The 19,833-nt window shown below is 45.5% G+C and carries 16 protein-coding genes; 9 read left to right on the plus strand and 7 right to left on the minus strand.

Annotated elements, in window-relative coordinates:
* The first annotated feature begins 11 nt into the window (after positions 1 to 11).
* On the plus strand, positions 12 to 1,319 hold the full coding sequence (locus tag AB4323_RS09795) for an LssY C-terminal domain-containing protein (RefSeq protein ID WP_017070602.1): 1,308 nt from the start codon (positions 12 to 14) through the stop codon (positions 1,317 to 1,319).
* Between the two features lie 77 nt (positions 1,320 to 1,396).
* Here the strand turns inward: AB4323_RS09795 and AB4323_RS09800 are convergent, their stop codons facing one another.
* The 4 genes from AB4323_RS09800 to AB4323_RS09815 form a co-directional block, all read right to left on the minus strand.
* Positions 1,397 to 2,743, minus strand: coding sequence for an ATP-binding protein (locus tag AB4323_RS09800; protein ID WP_017060376.1), 1,347 nt, complete (start codon positions 2,741 to 2,743; stop codon positions 1,397 to 1,399).
* Positions 2,744 to 2,847: 104 nt separating this feature from the next.
* A complete protein-coding gene (locus AB4323_RS09805; protein ID WP_017060377.1) occupies positions 2,848 to 3,507 on the minus strand; it encodes a response regulator transcription factor in 660 nt (219 codons plus the stop codon).
* 61 nt (positions 3,508 to 3,568) lie between these two features.
* Positions 3,569 to 3,967 carry a PepSY domain-containing protein gene (locus AB4323_RS09810; protein ID WP_017066076.1) on the minus strand — a complete coding sequence of 133 codons (399 nt, stop codon included), beginning with the start codon at positions 3,965 to 3,967 and terminating at the stop codon, positions 3,569 to 3,571.
* A gap of 180 nt (positions 3,968 to 4,147) precedes the next feature.
* Positions 4,148 to 5,890 carry a DEAD/DEAH box helicase gene (locus AB4323_RS09815; RefSeq protein WP_136974836.1) on the minus strand — a complete coding sequence of 581 codons (1,743 nt, stop codon included), beginning with the start codon at positions 5,888 to 5,890 and terminating at the stop codon, positions 4,148 to 4,150.
* A 97-nt stretch (positions 5,891 to 5,987) separates the two neighbouring features.
* Here AB4323_RS09815 and rsuA point away from each other — a divergent pair, with 97 nt between their 5' ends.
* The 3 genes from rsuA (at position 5,988) to AB4323_RS09830 (ending at position 8,760) form a co-directional block, all read left to right on the plus strand.
* On the plus strand, positions 5,988 to 6,683 hold the full coding sequence (rsuA, locus tag AB4323_RS09820; protein ID WP_372152276.1) for a 16S rRNA pseudouridine(516) synthase RsuA: 696 nt from the start codon (positions 5,988 to 5,990) through the stop codon (positions 6,681 to 6,683).
* Positions 6,684 to 6,883: 200 nt separating this feature from the next.
* Positions 6,884 to 8,101, plus strand: a complete 1,218-nt coding sequence (locus AB4323_RS09825) for a Bcr/CflA family multidrug efflux MFS transporter (protein WP_102333192.1) — start codon at positions 6,884 to 6,886, stop codon at positions 8,099 to 8,101.
* Positions 8,101 to 8,760, plus strand: a complete 660-nt coding sequence (locus AB4323_RS09830; protein WP_372152279.1) for a DUF2913 family protein — start codon at positions 8,101 to 8,103, stop codon at positions 8,758 to 8,760. Before AB4323_RS09825 ends, AB4323_RS09830 begins: the two co-directional genes overlap by 1 nt.
* A gap of 125 nt (positions 8,761 to 8,885) precedes the next feature.
* Here AB4323_RS09830 and AB4323_RS09835 read toward each other — a convergent pair whose 3' ends face one another.
* Positions 8,886 to 10,316, minus strand: coding sequence for a DUF2867 domain-containing protein (locus AB4323_RS09835; protein ID WP_372152282.1), 1,431 nt, complete (start codon positions 10,314 to 10,316; stop codon positions 8,886 to 8,888).
* Positions 10,317 to 10,414: 98 nt separating this feature from the next.
* On the opposite strand from AB4323_RS09835, the gene AB4323_RS09840 reads away from it, so the two are divergent.
* From AB4323_RS09840 to nhaA, 5 genes are all read left to right on the plus strand, one after another.
* Positions 10,415 to 11,788 carry an MATE family efflux transporter gene (locus tag AB4323_RS09840; RefSeq protein WP_372152285.1) on the plus strand — a complete coding sequence of 458 codons (1,374 nt, stop codon included), beginning with the start codon at positions 10,415 to 10,417 and terminating at the stop codon, positions 11,786 to 11,788.
* A 122-nt stretch (positions 11,789 to 11,910) separates the two neighbouring features.
* Positions 11,911 to 12,582 (plus strand): ABC transporter ATP-binding protein, encoded by a 672-nt coding sequence (locus AB4323_RS09845; RefSeq protein ID WP_017060385.1) that lies wholly within the window; start codon positions 11,911 to 11,913, stop codon positions 12,580 to 12,582.
* Entirely contained in the window at positions 12,563 to 15,016 is a 2,454-nt protein-coding gene (locus tag AB4323_RS09850) for an ABC transporter permease (protein WP_102333195.1), read from the plus strand. Before AB4323_RS09845 ends, AB4323_RS09850 begins: the two co-directional genes overlap by 20 nt.
* Positions 15,006 to 16,154 carry a lipocalin-like domain-containing protein gene (locus AB4323_RS09855; RefSeq protein WP_017068753.1) on the plus strand — a complete coding sequence of 383 codons (1,149 nt, stop codon included), beginning with the start codon at positions 15,006 to 15,008 and terminating at the stop codon, positions 16,152 to 16,154. The genes AB4323_RS09850 and AB4323_RS09855 overlap by 11 nt, the downstream gene beginning before the upstream one ends.
* A 274-nt stretch (positions 16,155 to 16,428) precedes the next feature.
* On the plus strand, positions 16,429 to 17,595 hold the full coding sequence (gene nhaA / locus AB4323_RS09860; protein WP_010441484.1) for a Na+/H+ antiporter NhaA: 1,167 nt from the start codon (positions 16,429 to 16,431) through the stop codon (positions 17,593 to 17,595).
* A 207-nt stretch (positions 17,596 to 17,802) separates the two neighbouring features.
* On the opposite strand, the gene AB4323_RS09865 is transcribed toward nhaA, so the two are convergent.
* Positions 17,803 to 18,414 carry an OmpA family protein gene (locus AB4323_RS09865; protein WP_372152288.1) on the minus strand — a complete coding sequence of 204 codons (612 nt, stop codon included), beginning with the start codon at positions 18,412 to 18,414 and terminating at the stop codon, positions 17,803 to 17,805.
* Entirely contained in the window at positions 18,414 to 19,721 is a 1,308-nt protein-coding gene (locus AB4323_RS09870) for a TolC family outer membrane protein (RefSeq protein ID WP_065583903.1), read from the minus strand. The genes AB4323_RS09865 and AB4323_RS09870 overlap by 1 nt, the downstream gene beginning before the upstream one ends.
* Positions 19,722 to 19,833: the final 112 nt, after the last annotated feature.

Here is a 19,833-nt window from a genome sequence, read left to right on the forward strand (position 1 = left end):
TTGAGGTTGTTATGTTTGATGGACTAGGGTTGTTTCTGGGAGCATTGGGTGATGCTCTCATTGGCCCAAACCTATTTGTACCGGGAGAGCCGTTCTTTATCGCAGCGGGCTTTCAACTGTATTCAGGTGCATGGATGGCGTTGGTTTTGGTGATGCTAGGTGGTTTGCTTGGTGATCAACTCAGTTATTTCATTGGTTATAAATACGGTGTTAAGGTGCAACGAAGGCTCATTAAGTTTCGCCCTAAAACCAAAAGATTAATTGCGCGCTGCCGCTATCTGGTTGCTCGCAAAGGCACATACATCATTCTTTTTGCTCGTTTATTAGGGCCTATCGCTTGGGTTGTGCCATTTATAGCTGGCTCGCATCGTGTACCGTGGCGTAATTTTAGTGTGTTGGCGTTTATCGGTTTGGCCCTTGGTGGAGGGCAGTTCATTGCTTGGGGCATGTTACTGGCGCACGGCGTTGAAAACTTCCCGTGGCTTAATAGCCTTAAGATATTTATCTCGGAGCATAATAGCTTGATCGTTGGTGTGTTCGCGGTATTAGTCTTCACCATTATCGGTTACCGAATGAAGTGGCGATGCTTAGTACTTAAGTCTAGTGCGCTGTTGTTGGCGTGGGTATTGTTTGCGAACTACGCTCACTTTTTCTGGAAAGCGGATGACTTTCAGAATCAACCAGAGACGGCTCAAATAAACAAAGTCGACTGGAACTCGGTTACCTATAAAGCGTTCCCCGGTAAATCTTCGTTCTACTCGGCGCAAGCGATCAACGTAATTTATGTTGGAGCAACCCCAAGAGACTTAATGAAGCAATTAGGCTGGATAGAGAATCAAACCTTCTCTCGAAATGAGATTGAATGGGTTGGTTATCTCGCATTGCTTAGAGAAAAAACGCCGCCAGTGTCTGATTTATATTGGCGAGACAAGCCGCAAGATATGGCTTTTCAATTGCCGGGTAACCTGATGAAGCGCAGCCATATTCGTTGGTGGCGTGCAGGTGTTGATATTAAAACTAACCAGCCTCAGTGGTTAGGCGCAATTAGCTATGATGATGGCCTTAAAGTCACGCCTTACTCAGGCATTGTGACCGTGCTTCATAACATTGACCCTAATGTTGATGAAGAGCGAGATCGGCTTGCTAATCAGATACGAACGTTACTACCAGACATCGAGTTAGACAAGTACCCATTAGCAACGGTGGAAGTGATCAATGACGATCATGACTATTACACTGATGGCCGGGTATTAACGATTGGAGCAACGACCCTTAGTGATAATTCACAAACTTTGGATGTTGCTGTGAACGATATATAGAGTTGTATATAAGGTCGATAGAATTAAGCCCTAGCATTACGTTAGGGCTTATTGTGTTTAACTTTTACTTAGCTTGTTCAGCCTTTACTTACTTTAAGCACCAGAGAAGCTTTTAAGCCGCCCATTGAGCTCTTGCTGAGCGTTAGGCTGCCTCGGTAACTGTGTGCCATTTCATTTACGATATTAAGCCCTAAGCCTGTTCCTGGTGTGGTTTCATCAAGTCGGACGCCACGTTTGGTCACTTGCTCAAGCTTCTCTTCAGGAATGCCTTGGCCATCATCTTCAATCACCAACTCTATGTTGCCATCGTCGAGTTCATTTGCATGGACGCGAATAATGCTGCCCGCCCACTTGTAACTGTTCTCGAGTAGGTTGCCGACCATTTCATCAAGGTCGGTTTTTTCTACCGCCACTTCAATCTCAGAGTCTAGCTCGTTAATTATGGTGACTTCGTTGGCTGCGTAGACTTTATCAAACGCCATTGAGATAGCTTCAACACGCTCACAAGGTGAAGACTTCACCGAAAGAATGTTCATTGCACCTGCCATACGAGCGCGGCCAAGGTGATAATCAATTTGGCTTTGAATCTGATGAATGGGCTGTTGCAGCAGTGCCTTGTCATCCTCTGGAAGTCGCTCTATCTCATTTTTTAGAACTGAAAGCGGTGTTTTCAACGCATGAGATAAGTTACCCGCGTGGTTACGAGCTCGTTCTAATAACTCTTGATAGTGAAAGAGCAGGGCATTGAGGTCAGAGACTAATGGAGAAACCTCTTTCGGGTAGTTATCGCTTAACCCTTGTTGCTCGCCGTTTCTTAGCATTACCAGTTCGCGTTGCATCTTGCTGAGCGGTAATAACGACCAACTGACTTGAATACCGATCAACATCAGCACGCCAACAAACAGCAACATTAGGATCAACCAGACTTGACCAGTAAGCTCTGTCAGTGTGGATTCTAATGGATCTTCATCAATACCAATGGTGATCGTGACAGGGTCGCTCAGTTCAGGCAGGTAGATATCTTGCTCGATGTAAATCAGCTTTTCTTTCTCTGGCCCTTTGACTGATGTGTGAATCGGTGAACGCTTGATGGTGAGGTCTTTATCCCATAGCGAGCGAGATCGAATGATCTGCTCTTGGGTAGCGGCGCGCCAATAAATACCACTGTAGGGCTGGTTGAACCTAGGATCAGACAGACGCTCTGCCATGATCAGGTTACCACTGTCATTGGTTTCGATATTGGCGGTTAACTCATCCATGGTTAAGCCAAGCTGCTGCTTCATGTCATCGACGAGGTAGTCGTTAACCAGTTTCGGAATCCCGACACCAGCCGCTAATATCATCGCACCTAGCCAAAAAGCCGCAGCAAGGAGCAAGCGGCTTTTTAAACTGATGTTTTTAAGTGTTCGTTTCTTTAGATTCATGCATTTCCAACCTGCCTTTGCTCATCGTAACTTATCGTATTGCGATGATCAGAACAGGCTGTCCACTTAATTAATGGTTGCTCTTGGCGTGATTGACGACTGAGCTATTCAGCATTCAGTTGGTAGCCAAGGCCACGAACGGTTTTGATGATCTTTGGTGCGATTTTCTTACGAATACGACCGATGAACACTTCAACCGTGTTTGAGTCTCGGTCGAAGTCTTGCTTGTAGATATGCTCAACCAACTCAGTGCGCGAGATAACCTTGTTTTGGTTATGCATGAAGTACGCGACAACTTTATATTCCAGCGCCGTGAGGCTAACTGCTTGACCTTGCCACAACACTTTAGAACTGCGTGTGTCTAGGCTTAGATCACCGATTTGAAGTATCGGAGCAGCACTGCCTGATGCTCGGCGCAGTTGAGCTCGGATACGGGCAATCAGCTCGACCATCTCAAATGGCTTAGTTAGGTAGTCATCAGCACCGGCGTTCAAGCCCTCAACACGTTGAGTTAGCGTGTCACGAGCACTTAAGATAATCACTGGCGTGTTGATGTTTTCGTCTCGAATGCCTTTTAATACCGTTAGGCCGTCAAGCTTAGGTAAACCTAAATCGAGGACAATCGCGTCCCATTCTTCTGACGTTGCACGGTAGAGTGCGTCGATACCATCTTGAGAGAGCTCTGGAACCCAGTCGGCCCCCTCAAGTGTTTCAATAATTTGTTGGCCCAAACGAGGCTCATCTTCAACGACTAAAATTTTCATAATTGTTCTTCTAATTTCTTCTAATGACTGTTCGTCGTGCTTAGCTCTTCGTCGTACGTAACTAGTCGCCGTGTTTAATTGCGTCTTTAAAGTTGCGGCCTTTGATCATAAGCATTTCTAACGTCTCAGCGTTGTATTCGACTTTGATGATGTTGTTTTGGTAATTGATTTTTAGTTCATACACCCAAATGTCGTCATCTTCTTCTAGTTCTACTTTAATGATTCTGCCATGAAGATCGTTTTCAACCGCCGCATACATTTCTGAGAAAGGGCGAATGTAGCCTTCTCGTACGGCTTCATAGACTTCGTCTTGATCTTCTTCAAATTCGATGCTGGTTCCTGCTTTATGAACGTCCTGCACTAATTCATGACCATTATGATGTGAGTCAGCCCATGCGCCAGCAGAAACAAATAAGCCTAAGCTTATAGAAAACAAAGAAATCATAGCTTTACTAAACATAGCGAATCCTAGAGAAGGTTGATAGCGTTCAGTATAAAAAAGTAATTCTGAACAGAAAGTGAACCTGATTAATAATGAGAATTTGATACCGAAAAACTTAACGCTTAAATGGCGCAGGCTTTAATACATAAGATTAATTGCCGAGTGTTAAGAACGTAAGACTTACTTTTATTCTTAACCTTAACGCTGCTGTAGTTCGTCTTCGAATATCTTGTCTCTCATTTTCCAAAAGCGTCCGACTTTACGGGCAATCACGAATTGAGGTGGGCGGAATCTATGTTGGTGAGCAACCACTTTCGTCGGTGAGGCTTCTTCGAAAGGGCGATGTCTGTCTGCAAGGTGAGGGCGAACAAACTGGTCTTTGAAGTTCTGCTTCTGCTTTTTGCTGGTTAATGACCAAAACTCATGCACTTGCGCTTGGTTTTCTCCGCGATAGGTGACCTTAAGTTGTGATTTACCTTTCTCGTCTTTAAGCACGTTGAGGTCCATTTCCAAGCATTCAAATACCAAGGCATCTTTTAGGTTCAGTGCTTCTTTTAGCTTTTTGTCTGGGTCGACTAAGGTTGCATCGCACTCATGACAAATGCGCGCAGCAATGTCATTATCAGCACCACATTCACCGCAATATTTCGCTCGGAAGCGATAATTACAGTGCTCGCGCTCGCCCGTGTCTTCATCGGTAAAGTAGCCTTGGCATTTGCGCCCAAAGTGCTCAAGCAAGAAGCCATTGCTGTCTAGCTTGCCCCAAAAGTTATTATTGAAGCCGCACGCAGGGCAAGGGATGGTGATGATTTCACTGTCTGAATCGGGTTTAGGGTCGCCAACCTCAGGCTGGTAGAGGTCGTAACTGTTGCCCGCATAGTCGAGCACCAAACACTCTTTTTTACCCGGAGATAGGCGTAAGCCACGGCCAACGATTTGTTGATACAAACTGATGGATTCTGTCGGGCGCAAAATCGCGATTAAATCGACGTGTGGCGCATCAAAACCTGTGGTTAATACCGATACGTTAACCAAGAACTTGATTTTACGTTCTTTGAAGTCGCTGATAATTTGGTCACGTTCGAGAGTTGGTGTATCACCAATCACAATTGAAGCTTCACCTTCTGGCAATAAGCTGAGGATCTCTTGCGCGTGTCGAACGGTCGCAGCGAATACCATGATGCCTAGTTTATCTTGGGCTAGGTGAATAATCTGATCGACAATCTGTGGGGTCGCTCGTTTCGATTGCTCGATCACCATGTCGAGTTCTGCTTCTTTGTAGCGACCAGTGCTCGCGGGCTTTAACTGCGAAAAGTCATAGCTCAACACGGGTGCATCAATCATGCGTGCAGGAGTTAAGAAACCTTCATCGAGCAGGTAACGAATCGGCAGCTCAAAGATACAGTCGCGGAAGAAACGTGGCTCATCTGAACGCACTTGACCGCGAGTGTGGTATTGATAAATCCAACCCATCCCAAGACGATATGGGGTCGCTGTTAATCCAAGCACCTTGATGCCCGAATTATTCTCGCGTAAGTGAGTGATGACTTTCTGATAACTACTGGTCTTTTCATCGGGAACACGGTGGCATTCGTCGATAACCAACAGCGAAAATTGGTTAGAGAATGAATCGAGATTTCGCACCACAGATTGCACCGAAGCAAACACGACTTGTTGGTCGGTCTCTTTGCGTCCTAAACCCGCAGAGAAAATCGAGCCTTTCAGCCCGTAACCTTCATACTTTTCATGGTTCTGTTCAACCAACTCTTTTACGTGAGCAAGCACCAACACTCGACCTTTCGCAAGCCTTGCTAACTCTGCAATCACAAGGCTTTTTCCTGCACCTGTCGGAAGCACGAGCACTGCCGGAGTTTGGTGTTTTCTGAAGTAATGAATCACTGATTTTACAGAATCAGCTTGGTACGGGCGGAGTGTATACATATCGCGTCTTGTAAGAAGGAAAACAAATAGTGTGAAATAGCTCAACTAATTGAGCAAAGGTGACTATAATACCCGACTTAGATTAGTTGAGGTATTCATGCGTTTAGATAAATTTCTGTGCGATGCATTAGGCGTCACTCGAAGAGAAGCAACACACTTATTAAAATCCAAGGCAGTGACAGTAAATGATGTCATTCAAAAAAGCGGTTCACTCAAGGTAACTGAAGAGTGCGTTGTCGAATGGCAAGGCAATGAACTGAATGTTCACGGCCCACGTTACATCATGCTTTATAAGCCTGAAGGCTTTGTTTGTTCGCATGAAGATGGCGCAAATCGTATCGCGTTTGAATTACTTGATGAAATCAAAATGGACAAGCTGCACTTTGCTGGCCGTCTAGATATTGATACAACAGGTCTTGTATTGATTACCGACGATGGTAAGTGGTCTCACCGTATCACTTCGCCAAAGCACAAGTGCGAGAAGACGTACCGTGTTTGGTTGGTTGAACCTGTTGAAGACGATTACGTTGAAAAATTCAAAGAGGGCATCCAGCTTAAGAGCGAAGATGGCCTAACACTTCCTGCACACCTAGAAATTCGTGCAGAGCGTGAAGTATTGCTAACGATTCACGAAGGCAAATACCACCAAGTTAAACGTATGTTTGCTGCTCTTGGTAACAAGGTAGAAGCACTACACCGTGAACGTATTGGCGAAATTGAGATGGACGAATCTTTAGAGTTAGGTGAATACCGTTACCTAACGCAAGAAGAAGTCGATTCAATCTGGAAGTAGTCCTTAGCTAGAAGTTGCTCTTAACAAGAAATTGTTCTTAACAAGAGACCACTTTTGCTGGAAATAGCCCTTTCGTTGTAAAGCCGACCATGGATAGCGTCGGCTGATGATGTTGACTGGTACTAGGAAAGTCTCAGCCAATCTTTGACTCGCGTACTCACGCTAGTCCTTAGCTCTATCAGTTGAACATTCGGAGAACCATGCAAACATCGACCTCACAGAGCCAAAGCTCCCAACTAGAAACACCTCAATTAGGCTTAGTGCTGTTTTTGATTCTAGGTGCGATTGGTGCACTTACTCCGCTAGCCATTGATATGTATCTGCCAGCGATGCCGACCATTGCTAAAGATCTTGGTGTGACGGCGGGTGAGGTACAAATCACGCTAACAGCCTATACCGCAGGTTTCGCGCTGGGGCAGTTGCTGCATGGCCCGTTGGCGGATAGCTATGGTCGCAAGCCTGTACTGCTTATTGGTGTGTTCTTGTTTGCTATCGCTTCTATGGTGAGTGCGACAACTCATGGCATTGAAGCGCTGACTTACATCCGTACCGCTCAAGGTTTTGCTGGTGCTGCGGCGGCCGTTATCATCCAAGCGGTGGTAAGAGATATGTTCGATCGTGAAGATTTCGCAAGAACCATGTCTTTCGTTACTTTGGTGATGACAGTTGCGCCATTGGTTGCTCCGATGATTGGCGGTTACTTAGCGTTGTGGTTCGGTTGGCGTTCAATTTTCTGGGTTCTGGCTATTTTTGCGGTGATCGTGATTCTGGCGGTATCGATGAAGATCCCAGAAACGCTTCCTGCAGAAAACCGACAACCATTGCGCTTTAAAACCACGATTCGTAATTACGCCCGTTTATGTAAAAACCCGACCGCTATGGGCTTGATTTTCTCGGGTGCATTCTCGTTCTCTGGGATGTTTGCATTCTTAACTGCAGGCTCTTTTGTCTACATTGATGTCTATGGCGTACGTCCTGACCTGTTTGGTTACCTATTTGGTCTGAACATTGTTGCGATGATTCTGATGACGACAATCAATGGTCGAATCGTTAAGAAGGTCGGTTCTCATACAATGTTGAGGGCAGCGTTGGTCATCCAATTACTGGCTGGCGTAGGTTTACTTGTCGGTTGGGCGCTGGATCTCGGGCTTTGGGGAATCGTGCCGTTTGTGATGCTATTTATTGGCACCATCTCTACTATCGGCAGTAACTCTATGGGTCTATTGCTCAGTGGTTATCCAAACATGGCAGGCACGGCTTCATCGCTTGCGGGAACATTAAGATTTGGTACTGGTTCTGTCGTTGGGGCTATCGTTGCGATGCTGCCAAGTGACAGTGCTGGGTCTATGGCTATGGTAATGGCTGCATGTGCAGTAATGTCAGCATTACTATATTGGACATTAGGAAAGAAGGCATAATGTCAAAATACTATATTGAAATTCAGAAGTTAGTGAATGATGCGCTAGGCGAGCTATATGCTCTACATAAGTCTGGCAAGGCCATTGACGCACCTATCGCGAACAACCTTTATTTGGTTCGTTGGGTAACAAAGGCGATTAAATCCCAAGCTTATGATCGCGTGATTGTGCCTGACTTAGTTCGCTGGCAGAAACAGGGTCGCTCAAAAGGCAACAACTCTGATTTAACTTTTACCTTTAAACGTATTTCTGCGTTTTACGGACGTTTTTTCCCTGAAGGCGAAGAGCCTAAAACGCTAAAAGACAGTGATGTTGAAGCGTTCATGGACAAAATGTACGAGATGGGTTGGAGCGTATCGAGTGAAGACGAGCTAACGACTGGCGGCAAGATTCAATTCTTCACCGATGGCGAGCACTCTTTTGCTTTATGCGGTAAACAGTGTGACGACTCTTTCGACGGGGAGTTGATGGTTAAGCCAATGAACTGGTTTGTTCGTGGCAACCATGCTGAGTTCATCCAAGCGGCGATGGAAGCGGGCTTCATGCTTCACAAAGTAACGGACTATAAGTCTGCGGTGAAGTATCACGGTGAATACATCGTTTACCCTGCTAACCAAGGCAACCAACTGGCTGAGATCCCAATTAACGTTATCGGCTAATAGCGGATTCGAGATGAGAGATACGAAGAGCGGAATTATCCGCTCTTTTTTGTCTCTCATAGCGCGTGTCGCTAATTTGCTGTTAAGTCTTTTCGCATCCCGTTACCCGAATCTCGCATCTGCTTTTAATCCTGTTCTTTAGCCTGCTTCTCAATTGCCTTCACCATGCCTTTAAAAATAAACAGGTGGGCTGGCATCATAGCAAACCAATACAGTAACCCTAGAAAGCCTTTAGGGTGCCACCACGCTGAAATGTTCAGCTCGCGAGAGTCACCGTGGTCAGAGACGGTAATCTCGAGTCGCCCTAAACCGGGGCCTTTCATACCGAAAAGCAGGGATAAAAACTGATTCTCTTCACAGCGAATGACCTTCCATGAATCGATTTTGTCACCGACTTTTAGGTTGGGCCCTTCTGGCATTTGTCGAACCGGTACACCGCCACCGAAAAGAACATCCAACCATTCGCGTGTGCGCCATAAAGTGTTAGCAAAGAAGTAACCTTGCTTCGGGCTTCCGATTTGCTGAGCAACATGCCAAAGCGATTCCAATGAAGCGCTTGAGGTGATACTTGCGCCTGTTTTCTTCGGGTAATAGCCATACCCAGCTTGCCAGCGTTTGAATGCGGTTTTATCAAAGCCCCATACATTGCTTTTGACAAAGTTTCCTTCAGCGTGAATGGCTTGTTCAACCATATTTTCGAACGAGATAAGCTTCTGAGGGTACTTTTCTCTAATGATGGTCGAACTGGCGATGAAGTCGTGCTTTAAGCCTACAAGTAGTGCTCTACCTATGTTAGACGGTACAGAAGTCACCACACCTAACCAATATGAAGCAATCTTTGGTGTCAGTAGCGATGTCGCCCATAGTTTGAGTGGACGATCGGCGGTTTTAGCAATATGAGCAAATTGGTTTCGGTAAGAGACAATATCCGGCCCGCCAACCTCAAAGGTTTGGCTTTCGCTAGGCGTGTCTTGTGCAAGTTTCAACAGGTAATGGTTCAGGTTCTGCAAGGCAATCGGGTTGGCTTTAGAGTCGACCCACTTTGGCGCAATCATGATAGGCAAGTTGTACACGAAATCTCGCATGATCTCGAATGCCGCAGATCCTGGGCCGATGATCACGCCTGCTTGAAGCTCGGTAACGGGTACAGGCCCTTTACGAAGCAATTCGCCGGTTTTCTTTCTCGCTTGAAGGTGCTCTGAATCACCAGTCTGAGGCTGTAAAGAACTCAGGTAGATGACGTGTTGATTCTTTGGCCCAAGAGCAGAAACAAAGTTACGGGCTAAGTTCAGCTCATAATCGATAAAGTCGTGGCCTTCTGCCATGCCATGGACGAGAAAGAAGATAAGATCAAAGTCGGGGACTAAGGCTTGTGTCGCAGCTTGATCGGCCAGATCAAGATACTCAAGCGATAAGCTTTCGTGAGGCTCGGTCCGTGCCTTTAAATAGTCGATATGCCTTGCTGCTGCCGTGACTTGATAGCCTTGCTCAAGTAGGAGAGGGAGGAGTTGCGAACCAACATATCCAGAAGCGCCTAAAACCAGTACTTTCTTCATTGTTACTCCATTTATATCTGTGGTTAAAAACCGAACATTGATATAATAGCGCGATATTTATCTTTATTCATCAATACGTTCCGTTTAGGTATCTCTCTATGTTGCTCTCTTCAATTATTCATCACACACGAGGTGATTTTGTTCGCAGGCTTATTGCGATTGCACTGCCCATCACCTTGCAGAGCATTATGTTTTCAAGCCGAGGCTTGGTGGATGTATTGATGTTGGGCCAACTTGGCGAAGCAGACATCGCAGCTGTGGGGGTGGCGAGCCGAGCGATGTTCGTGACGACCATTATGCTGGTGGGTGTTACCACGGGCGGTGCTCTTCTTACTGCTCAATATTGGGGCGCGGGTAACAGACAAGGTGTGAGAGAAAGTACCGCTCTGACCTGGTTGGTTTCGACGTTGTTTGCCTTACTGACTATTGTTTTCTTTGTCTCTTTCCCAGCGCAAATCATGGGTGTGACGACAGACTCTCAAGAAGTCATTAACTTGGGTATGGAATACATCGTTATCACTTCATTTAGCATGTTGGCGGTATCCTGTGTGAGCAGTATGGCTGTTGGCTTGAGAGCGATGCATAAACCAGGGCTCAGTACTTTCTTTAGTGGTATTGGCATCCTTTCTAATGTGTTCTTAAACTGGGTACTGATCTTTGGTAATTGGGGCTTTCCTGCTCTTGGAATAAAAGGCGCAGCGATTGCGACGGTAATGAGTGGGGCTATTGAAGTAGCGACCTTGTTTGGTTACCTCTATTTCTCTAAACATTTATTAGCCTTTAAATTCTGTGATATCAAAGCGGCAGCGACCGTTGAAAAAGTGATTCGCTTTTTGAAGTTATCGTTGCCGACGACGTTTAATTTCTTAGCTTGGGCTGGTGGTCTTTTTGCTTATCACGCAATCATGGGGCAATCAGGTGTACAAGGTTTGGCGGCACTGTCAGTAATGACGCCGGTTGAGTCTATCTCGTTGAGTCTATTGATTGGCATGTCGAATGCAGCTTCTGTTTTGGTCGGGAATCAACTTGGCGCAAAGAATAATGAAGCGGTTTACTATCAAGCTCTCGGCCTAACCATTTTGTGTTTCTTGACCAGTATTGTTGTGGCGGTCTTCCTTTATTTTGTGCAAGTACCAATACTTAATGCGTTCAGCGCGTTGACTGAAGAAACCAGAGCGCTCTCAGAGAAGTTTATTCTCATTTTAAGTGTCGGAATTGTTATCCGTTCTATCCCAATGACAGTGATTGTAGGTGTATTGAGAGCGGGTGGTGATGTTAAGTTCTGCCTCTATCAAGACTTAATCGCTCAGTGGGTGATTGGCATTCCATTGGCCGCGATCGCTGCTATTTATTTCAAGTTCCCGCCTGAATGGGTGTATTTACTGTTTCTTACCGAAGAAGTCATAAAGTGGGGCGGTTCGCTCTATCGAATGAAAACAAGAAAATGGATTAAGAACTTAATAGGAAGTTGAAGTGAGGCGCATCAATCTAATGACTTTCTCGTTGGCGTGTGATCTATCTTTCAAAATACTTCCTCATAACAGGGAATTAGTGTAGATTCTCCTTCCAAATTCTAACTAATGTGAGCTGTTTAATGTTAAAGCTGTCAGACCTATGTAAAGGCTATGTCGACGGGGGGGAGTTTCACCCTGTTTTGCAAGGTGCTGAATTAACATTAAACCAAGGTGACCAGCTGGCATTAATGGGAGAAAGCGGTTCAGGTAAAAGTACTTTACTGAATCTTATCGCGGGCTTAGACCTAGCGGACTCAGGTGAAATCGCTTTTCCTCACTTCAATATGCACGACTCAACCGAGCGTGACCGCACCGCTTATCGCAGAAACAACATTGGCCATATTTTTCAGCAATTCAACTTACTGCCAACGTTAAATATTGCCGATAACATCCGTTTTTGCCGCCAGTTAAAAGGCTTACCTGAAGACAAAGGTCTCTGGAGACAGATTCTCTCTGCTTTAGATCTTATGCCTTTACTTGGCCGTTACCCTGAAGAAGCGTCTGGTGGCCAACAACAACGTGCGGCCATTGCGCGTGCGCTGTATATGGAACCAAAAATATTGCTGGCCGATGAGCCGACCGGTAGTTTAGATGAGCGTAATGCAGAAGCGGTAATGCGTTTGCTGACCTCTTTGGCTCGTCAATTAGAATGTACGTTGCTGTTGGTAACACACAGTGAAAAAGTAGCTCTGCATATGGATGGTAGGATCCGTCTGCAAGGAGGGCAACTGCATGTTATGGCCCGTAGTTAAGGCACTACTCGGTCACTATCGACGTTACCCACTGCAGATTATTTTGGTATGGCTTGGTTTAACCCTCGGCGTATCACTTTTGGTTGGTGTTACTGCTATCAACCAACACGCCAAGCAAAGCTATGCGCATGGCGAAAAACTCTTTTCGAATCCTCTTCCTTACCGTATTCGACCAAAACACAACGCCAATAAAATCCCGCAAGGCTTTTATATCCAACTTCGCCGTGAAGGTTTTCAACAGTGTTCTCCTCTTGATCACCATCGTATCACTGATGAAAATGGCGCAAACTTCATGGTTGTCGGTATAGATCCTGTTTCTATGCTTCAGCTACAACCTGGTATAGCGTTAAAAGATCTCACCGCTTTGAACCTCATGAAGCCACCATATCCAATCCTTGTCAGTGATGATCTTGCTGAACACATGGAATGGCACAACGGTGATTACATCCCTTTGATGGATGGTTCTGAACTTGGTCCTGTGGTTGTTGATCAAAATAATATGATTAATGGTACAAGGTTGATTGCGGATATCTCCTTGCTCCGAATGCTTAAACGCAGTGCTGGGCTTTCAGTGATTGCTTGTTCAGACATGCCCACTGAGAAGTTTGAACGTCTTAAAAATATGTTACCTAATGGTTTGACGATCTCTCGTAGCTCTAAGGCAGAGCTTGAGTCGCTGACCAGTGCGTTCCACTTAAACCTAAAAGCGATGGGTATGCTGTCGTTTGTGGTTGGTTTATTTATTTTCTATCAAGCGATGTCGTTGTCATTTATTCAGCGCCAACCGTTAGTCGGAATCTTAAGACAAACAGGTGTATCGGGCTGGCAATTGGCTAAAGCGCTTTGCTTAGAATTGTTGATATTGGTCGTACTGAGCTGGATCTGCGGTAATGTATTCGGTGTCATGTTAGCCAACCAATTGTTACCAGCGGTATCTTCAAGCTTAGGCGACTTATACGACGCCAACGTTGGCTTAACGATCGACTGGAATTGGCGATGGAGCGGCTACAGCTTATTGATGGCGTTACTTGGTGCGTTTTTAGCGTGCGCTTGGCCATTGGTGCGTTTGCTTAGATCACAACCGATTCGTTTGACCTCTCGCTTATCTTTGATGCGCTTTGCGGGTACAGAGTTTACTTGGCAAGCATTGATTGGCTGTGGCTTCTTGGTTGCCGCTGTCGCCGTGTATCAAGCCCCTCAGACTCAAGAGACGGGTTTTGCGATTATCGCGCTAATGCTGATCAGTGTGGCGCTATTTACCCCGTTTTTGATGTGGAAGTTATTTAACAGCCTCTCTTATTCGTTGCGCTGGGTTCGTGCTCGCTGGTTCTTTGCTGATGCAGCCTCCAGTATGAGTTACCGTGGCGTGGCGACGATGGCCTTTATGTTGGCCTTAACAGCCAATATTGGTGTAGAAACCATGGTCGGTAGCTTTAGAGATACCACTGATAAATGGCTAACACAGCGTTTGGCAGCCGATCTTTATATCTACCCAACCAACAATGCCGCTGCTCGTATGAGTAATTGGTTATCTGACCAACCTGAAGTGGATTCGGTTTGGTGGCGTTGGGAGAAAGATGTTGCGTCTCCAGTCGGTAGTATTCAGGTGGTCAGTACAGGCCCTTCTGAAGGCGAACTAGAAGCGCTGACGATCAAATTAGGTATTCCGAATTACTGGTATCACTTACATCACTCTAAAGGTGTGTTGATCAGTGAATCGATGTCTCTCAAGCTGGGGATTCGCCCTGGCGACTACATCGACCTCTATGACAGTCTCGGCTCTGGTTGGCAGGTTGTCGGTGTCTATTACGATTACGGTAACCCTTACCATCAAGTCATGATGTCGCATCGAAATTGGCTGTATGGGTTTGCAGGGCGGGGAAATGTCGGCCTTGGCGTAATACTCAAAGACGATGTGAATTCACTAGGGCTTCGCAACCGATTAGAAAGTGTATTCAGGCTTGGTTCTGAGCGTGTTTTCGATAATAACAATATTCACAGTCAAGCGATGCGGGTGTTTGATAGAACGTTCGCGATTGCAGATACACTAGGCAATATCACCTTGGTTATCGCCGTCTTCGGTATCTTCTTCGCGACGGTTGCGGGTGAAGTATCTCGCCAAAGGCATATTTCCTTGCAGCGCTGTTTGGGTGTCTCGGCGAAAGAACTGATCCTGACAGGTAGTTTGCAGCTGTTTGTGTTCGGGCTTATTTCCTCCTTAATTGCGATTCCGCTCGGATTAGCGCTAGCGAGCCTAATTGTAGATATCGTGATCAAGCAGTCTTTTGGGTGGTCACTCGAGTTACAAGTGATTCCTTGGGACTATTTGCAGACATTTGCATGGGCCATGGCAGCATTGATGCTAGCTGGTGCTTTACCAGTGATGAGAATGATTCGGAACACTCCGATGAAGTCACTGAGGGATGCGCTTTAGTATGTTTTTACGGAATACCTCAACTAAGTTAAGACAACGAATCCTGTCTTCTCTGCTATTAATCAGTTTCTTCGGCATCTTTTTAAGTGTTTGGGGTTATTACTCCTATTTCATCGATCCTGGTGAAAAGGGCGTGAATGAAGTTAACTCAATATTGGTTAATGAACACTTCAATGTGTTCGAACCTGTTTTGCCAGACCGCAATGTGTCGCTACCACAAGATTTTAAGTTCCACCCAGAGTTTCAGCACGAGTGGTGGCATTACTTTGCGTCTTTGAAAGGTGATGATGGTAAAGACTATTCGGTCCAGTGGAGCTTTTTCCGTATCGCAACGGACGAACGTGAAACACCAGGGTGGCAAAGCCCTCAAGTCTATATCTCAAATGTAGTGGTCTCTTCTAAGTCCAAAGTATGGAAAGAACAGCGCATGGCTCGTGGCGGCATTGGCCAAGCGGGAATGACTAATCGTCCATTCAGGCTTTGGATTGATAACTGGAACTGGCGTGCACTCGGCAACACCCCATTCCCAGGACGCCTTCAAGTGCAAACTGATACGTTTGGACTAGAACTCGACACCATTGCAAAAGGGCCCTATGTGCTCAACGGCGATAACGGTTATCAGAAAAAGCACGACTTATTACCTGTCGCGTCTTATAACTTCAGCGCTCCATTTTTATCGTTGAGCGGTGTGTTGAACCTAGACGGCGTTACCAAGGAAGTGGAAGGAACTGCGTGGGTACATAAAGAGTGGGGCAGTGGCTTACTTGGAGTGGGCCAACAAGGTTGGGATTGGTTTGTATTTAACCTCGATGACGGCACAGCGCTGAGCATTAACCGCTATCGTCATAACCAACAGTTGCCTTACATATTCGGGACATTAGCAACGCGCTCAGGCAAAGTTTACCAATTAACGGAATCCGACATTTCCATTCAACCATTGCAAAATACAACGTTGATGAATGGAAGACGGATGCCTTTGCAGTGGATCATTAACGTCCCTAAGCATGATATCAACCTCACAACGCGTATTATACGCAGGGATATGTGGCTTCCATTTGTCATACCATATTGGGAAGGGCCGATTAAGGCGAGCGGGAGCCATGAAGCGACAGGCTTTATGCAGTTAACTGGCTACTAAAAAACACCTAAGGCTATAATTTGATAGCCTTTTTTATGCCTGCGCCTTTTAGCGTCCCCCAATGAATTGTGCATACAGGTTCGATGATCTCATCTATACTTAATTCATGGTGCATAACAACATTATGGAATATACGACGTATTGTTTAGTATTTGTAGGAAAAACCGAAGTTAAACATCCGAAGAAGTGATTATCTATCAATTAAACTTGGATATAAACTCGTGGTTATTCTTTGTTATTCGTTTATTTAAATAATAAATATAAGGGCGAAATCATGACCGACGTCATCCGTGACTTCTTTAAAATGGAATCTGCTGGCGGCATCATACTAGTCATCGCTGCGGCGATCGCAATGTTTGTAGCAAACTCACCACTGAACGAAATGTACCAAGGTGTACTACATAGTTACGTTCTTGGTATGTCTGTGTCTCACTGGATTAACGATGGCTTAATGGCTGTCTTCTTCCTTCTAATCGGCTTAGAAGTTAAGCGCGAACTTTTAGAAGGCGCATTAAAGTCTAAAGAGACAGCAATCTTCCCAGCTATCGCAGCCGTTGGCGGTATGCTAGCTCCGGCACTTATTTACGTGCTATTTAACTCAAGTAACCCAGAAGCGCTTCAAGGTTGGGCTATCCCAGCGGCAACTGATATTGCATTCGCATTAGGTATCATGGCGCTTCTTGGTAACCGTGTACCGGTTAGCTTGAAGGTGTTCCTATTGGCTTTAGCAATTATCGATGACCTTGGCGTTGTTGTTATCATTGCACTGTTCTACTCAGGCGACCTATCAACGCTTGCGTTAACGGTTGGTTTCATCGCAACTGGTGTGCTGTTCATGCTAAACAACAAGCATGTAACTAAGCTGAGTGTGTATCTCATTGTTGGTGCAATTCTGTGGTTTGCAGTATTGAAGTCTGGTGTTCATGCAACGCTGGCTGGTGTAGTGATTGGTTTTGCTATCCCACTGAAAGGCAATAAAGGTGAACATTCTCCGCTGAAGCATCTAGAACATGCTCTGCACCCATACGTCGCTTTTGCAATCTTGCCAGTCTTTGCTTTTGCAAACGCAGGTATTTCATTGGAAGGTATCTCAATCTCAAGCCTAACAGGTATGCTACCGCTTGGTATCGCTATGGGTCTATTGATTGGTAAGCCTCTTGGTATCTTTGCATTCAGCTGGGGTGCGGTGAAATTGGGTGTTGCTAAGCTCCCTGAAGGTGTGAACTTTATGAACATCTTCGCAGTATCTGTCCTGTGTGGTATTGGTTTTACAATGTCTATCTTTATTTCATCACTAGCATTTGGCCCAACGAATGTAGAGTTTGACACACTAGCTCGACTAGGCATCCTGATGGGATCTACAACAGCTGCAATTCTAGGTTACTTCCTGCTAAGCGTTTCTTTACCGAAAACAGCAAAGCAACAAGAAGTAAAACTATAATCAGCGGTAGGCTCGTTTAACGGCGAGCCTATTCACTGATTAACAAGTCAATTTCTGAGTAGCAAGAAGAGTCAATGAGTCATCCCTCGGCTCATGTGACGACAAAGAACAAAAAGCCGTGATGGGCAACCCTATCACGGCTTTCTTGATCTTATCGCTAAGCTGCTGTTCGAACTCTTGCTCTACATCTACAGTGACAATGTCACGCTACTTTTCAAGCGTGGTGAATATGGTCCACTCCTCGACGATCTGCTCGCTTAGTCCGACAACTGTGGCTGTTACTCGGCGGTTCAGTGCATGAGACGTAGCATCGTTGCCATCGCTCTCTAAGCGGTTTTCACCGTAACCGACAACTCTTACTCGGCTCGGGTCTATACCATTCGACAATAATTCATCTTCAACGTGGTGAGCGCGCTTCTTTGATAACTCTAAGTTGTATTCACTCGCGCCGACTTTACTGGCGTAACCTTGAATTTCTATCGATGCACTTTGGTAGGTTTCTAAGAACTCAGCCATGGTAGTGATTTGATCTGAGAAGATAGGGTTAACTTCATAAGAGTCATTGGCAAAAAGGATGTTCAGCTGTCTGATTTCTTCTGAGCGTATAGTCTCGCCACAACCTTCATTATCAACTAATGACGCTCTAGGTGTACTTGGGCAGGTATCTCGTGCATTGACCACCCCATCATTATCATCGTCTTGCAGGTCTGAAATTTGCTCCGCTTCTGGCGTTTCTATATAGGGCTCTTCATTTTGGCTAGAGCATGCACATAGCGTTATCGTTAATGCGGAAAGAAATAAGTAAGGTATTTTCATCATTAATACTCCACGGCCGTTGTCCACTCGTCTGGAATGTCGACCAGTAGAGCGTTCAATAGAGAGCCTGTCGCGTTCATTACACGGTATTTAGCGTACTGTTCAGAGTAATGCGCATCTAAGTAATCTTTACGGGCTTCAAACAATTCGTTTTCAGTGTTAAGCAGGTCAAGGAGTGTACGTTTGCCGATTCGATATTGTTTCTCATAAGCGATAACGGTTTCTGACGCCGAATCCACGTGATCAGACAAGAAGTTCTTTTGTTGCAACGTCAGATCCAATGCACTCCAAGATAGGCGAAGGCCTTCTTCCACTTGTCGATAAGCACGATCTCTTAGATCCTTCGCTTTATTAAGTTGGTAAGCTGCAGCTTCTGAATTAGCACTATCGGTACCACCGTTGTAGAGGTTGTATCGCATTCTTAACATTGCCAACGTCTCTTGGCTCGAACCTTCATCGCCTCCCGCATCATCGCGCCATGATTGAGATGCCTCGATAGAGAACGTCGGGTAGTTAACCCCTTTTGATTGTTTGTACTGGAAGTGCGCTGAATCGACATCTGCAGTCGCGACTTTGATGACTGGGTGTTGGTCCAGAGCATCAACAAGCGCGTCTGATAATGACAGAGGAATCATAGAAATATCGGCTCTTGGGTAGACTAAGCCAAGCGGTTCTTGACCCACTATTCTTCTAAATTGGGTGTGGGTATCAATTAGGTTGTTCTGTGCGGCTAATAAGTTGCCGTGAGCTTTTGCAATCCTTGCTTCTACCTGAGATACATCTGCGGTTGAGCCTATGCCTGAGACTGCACGCTTTTTGATGTCTTTATAGATTTTCTTGTGGATAGCGAGGTTACTTTCCGAAAGGGCTAAAACTTCAGTTGCTTTGACTGCGTCTAAGTAGATCTGTGTGACCTCTAGCGCTTTGTCTTCGGCATCCGCGAGCAATTGCAAACGAACCGATTCTGCTTCTGCGGCAGTACGATCAATATCATTGAGAGTCGACGAACCATCCCACAACAACTGAGTGAGGGATATGGTGGCTTCCTTTCGTGTGAGATCGGTATCAGGACCGTTGTTTGGCACAGGGTTTATGCCTTCATAGCCAATACCAGCATCAAGATCGATACTCGGCCTATAAGCACCACCTGCGGCATCGTTTCGTTTTTGTACACTCACAAACTCATTAAAAATACTTTTTATCTCAGGATTGGTAGCCAAGGTAATGGCAACAGCCTGTTCTAAAGTCTGAGCAGAGAGTGGGGTTGCAATAGCTAAGCAACAGATGATGGGTAATTTAAACAGTCTCAAAGTAGGTCTCCTTCTACTTTTAAAAGCTCCCGCCTCCTCCCAACTAGCGTTTAACTACTTAATTGAGAAGGGTATTAAACGAAGCTTAGGACATCTGCTAGAAATTGCTAAG

The organism is Vibrio sp. 10N.261.52.C11 (assembly GCF_041471405.1).
In the GTDB taxonomy this organism is placed as follows: Bacteria; Pseudomonadota; Gammaproteobacteria; order Enterobacterales; family Vibrionaceae; genus Vibrio; species Vibrio crassostreae_C.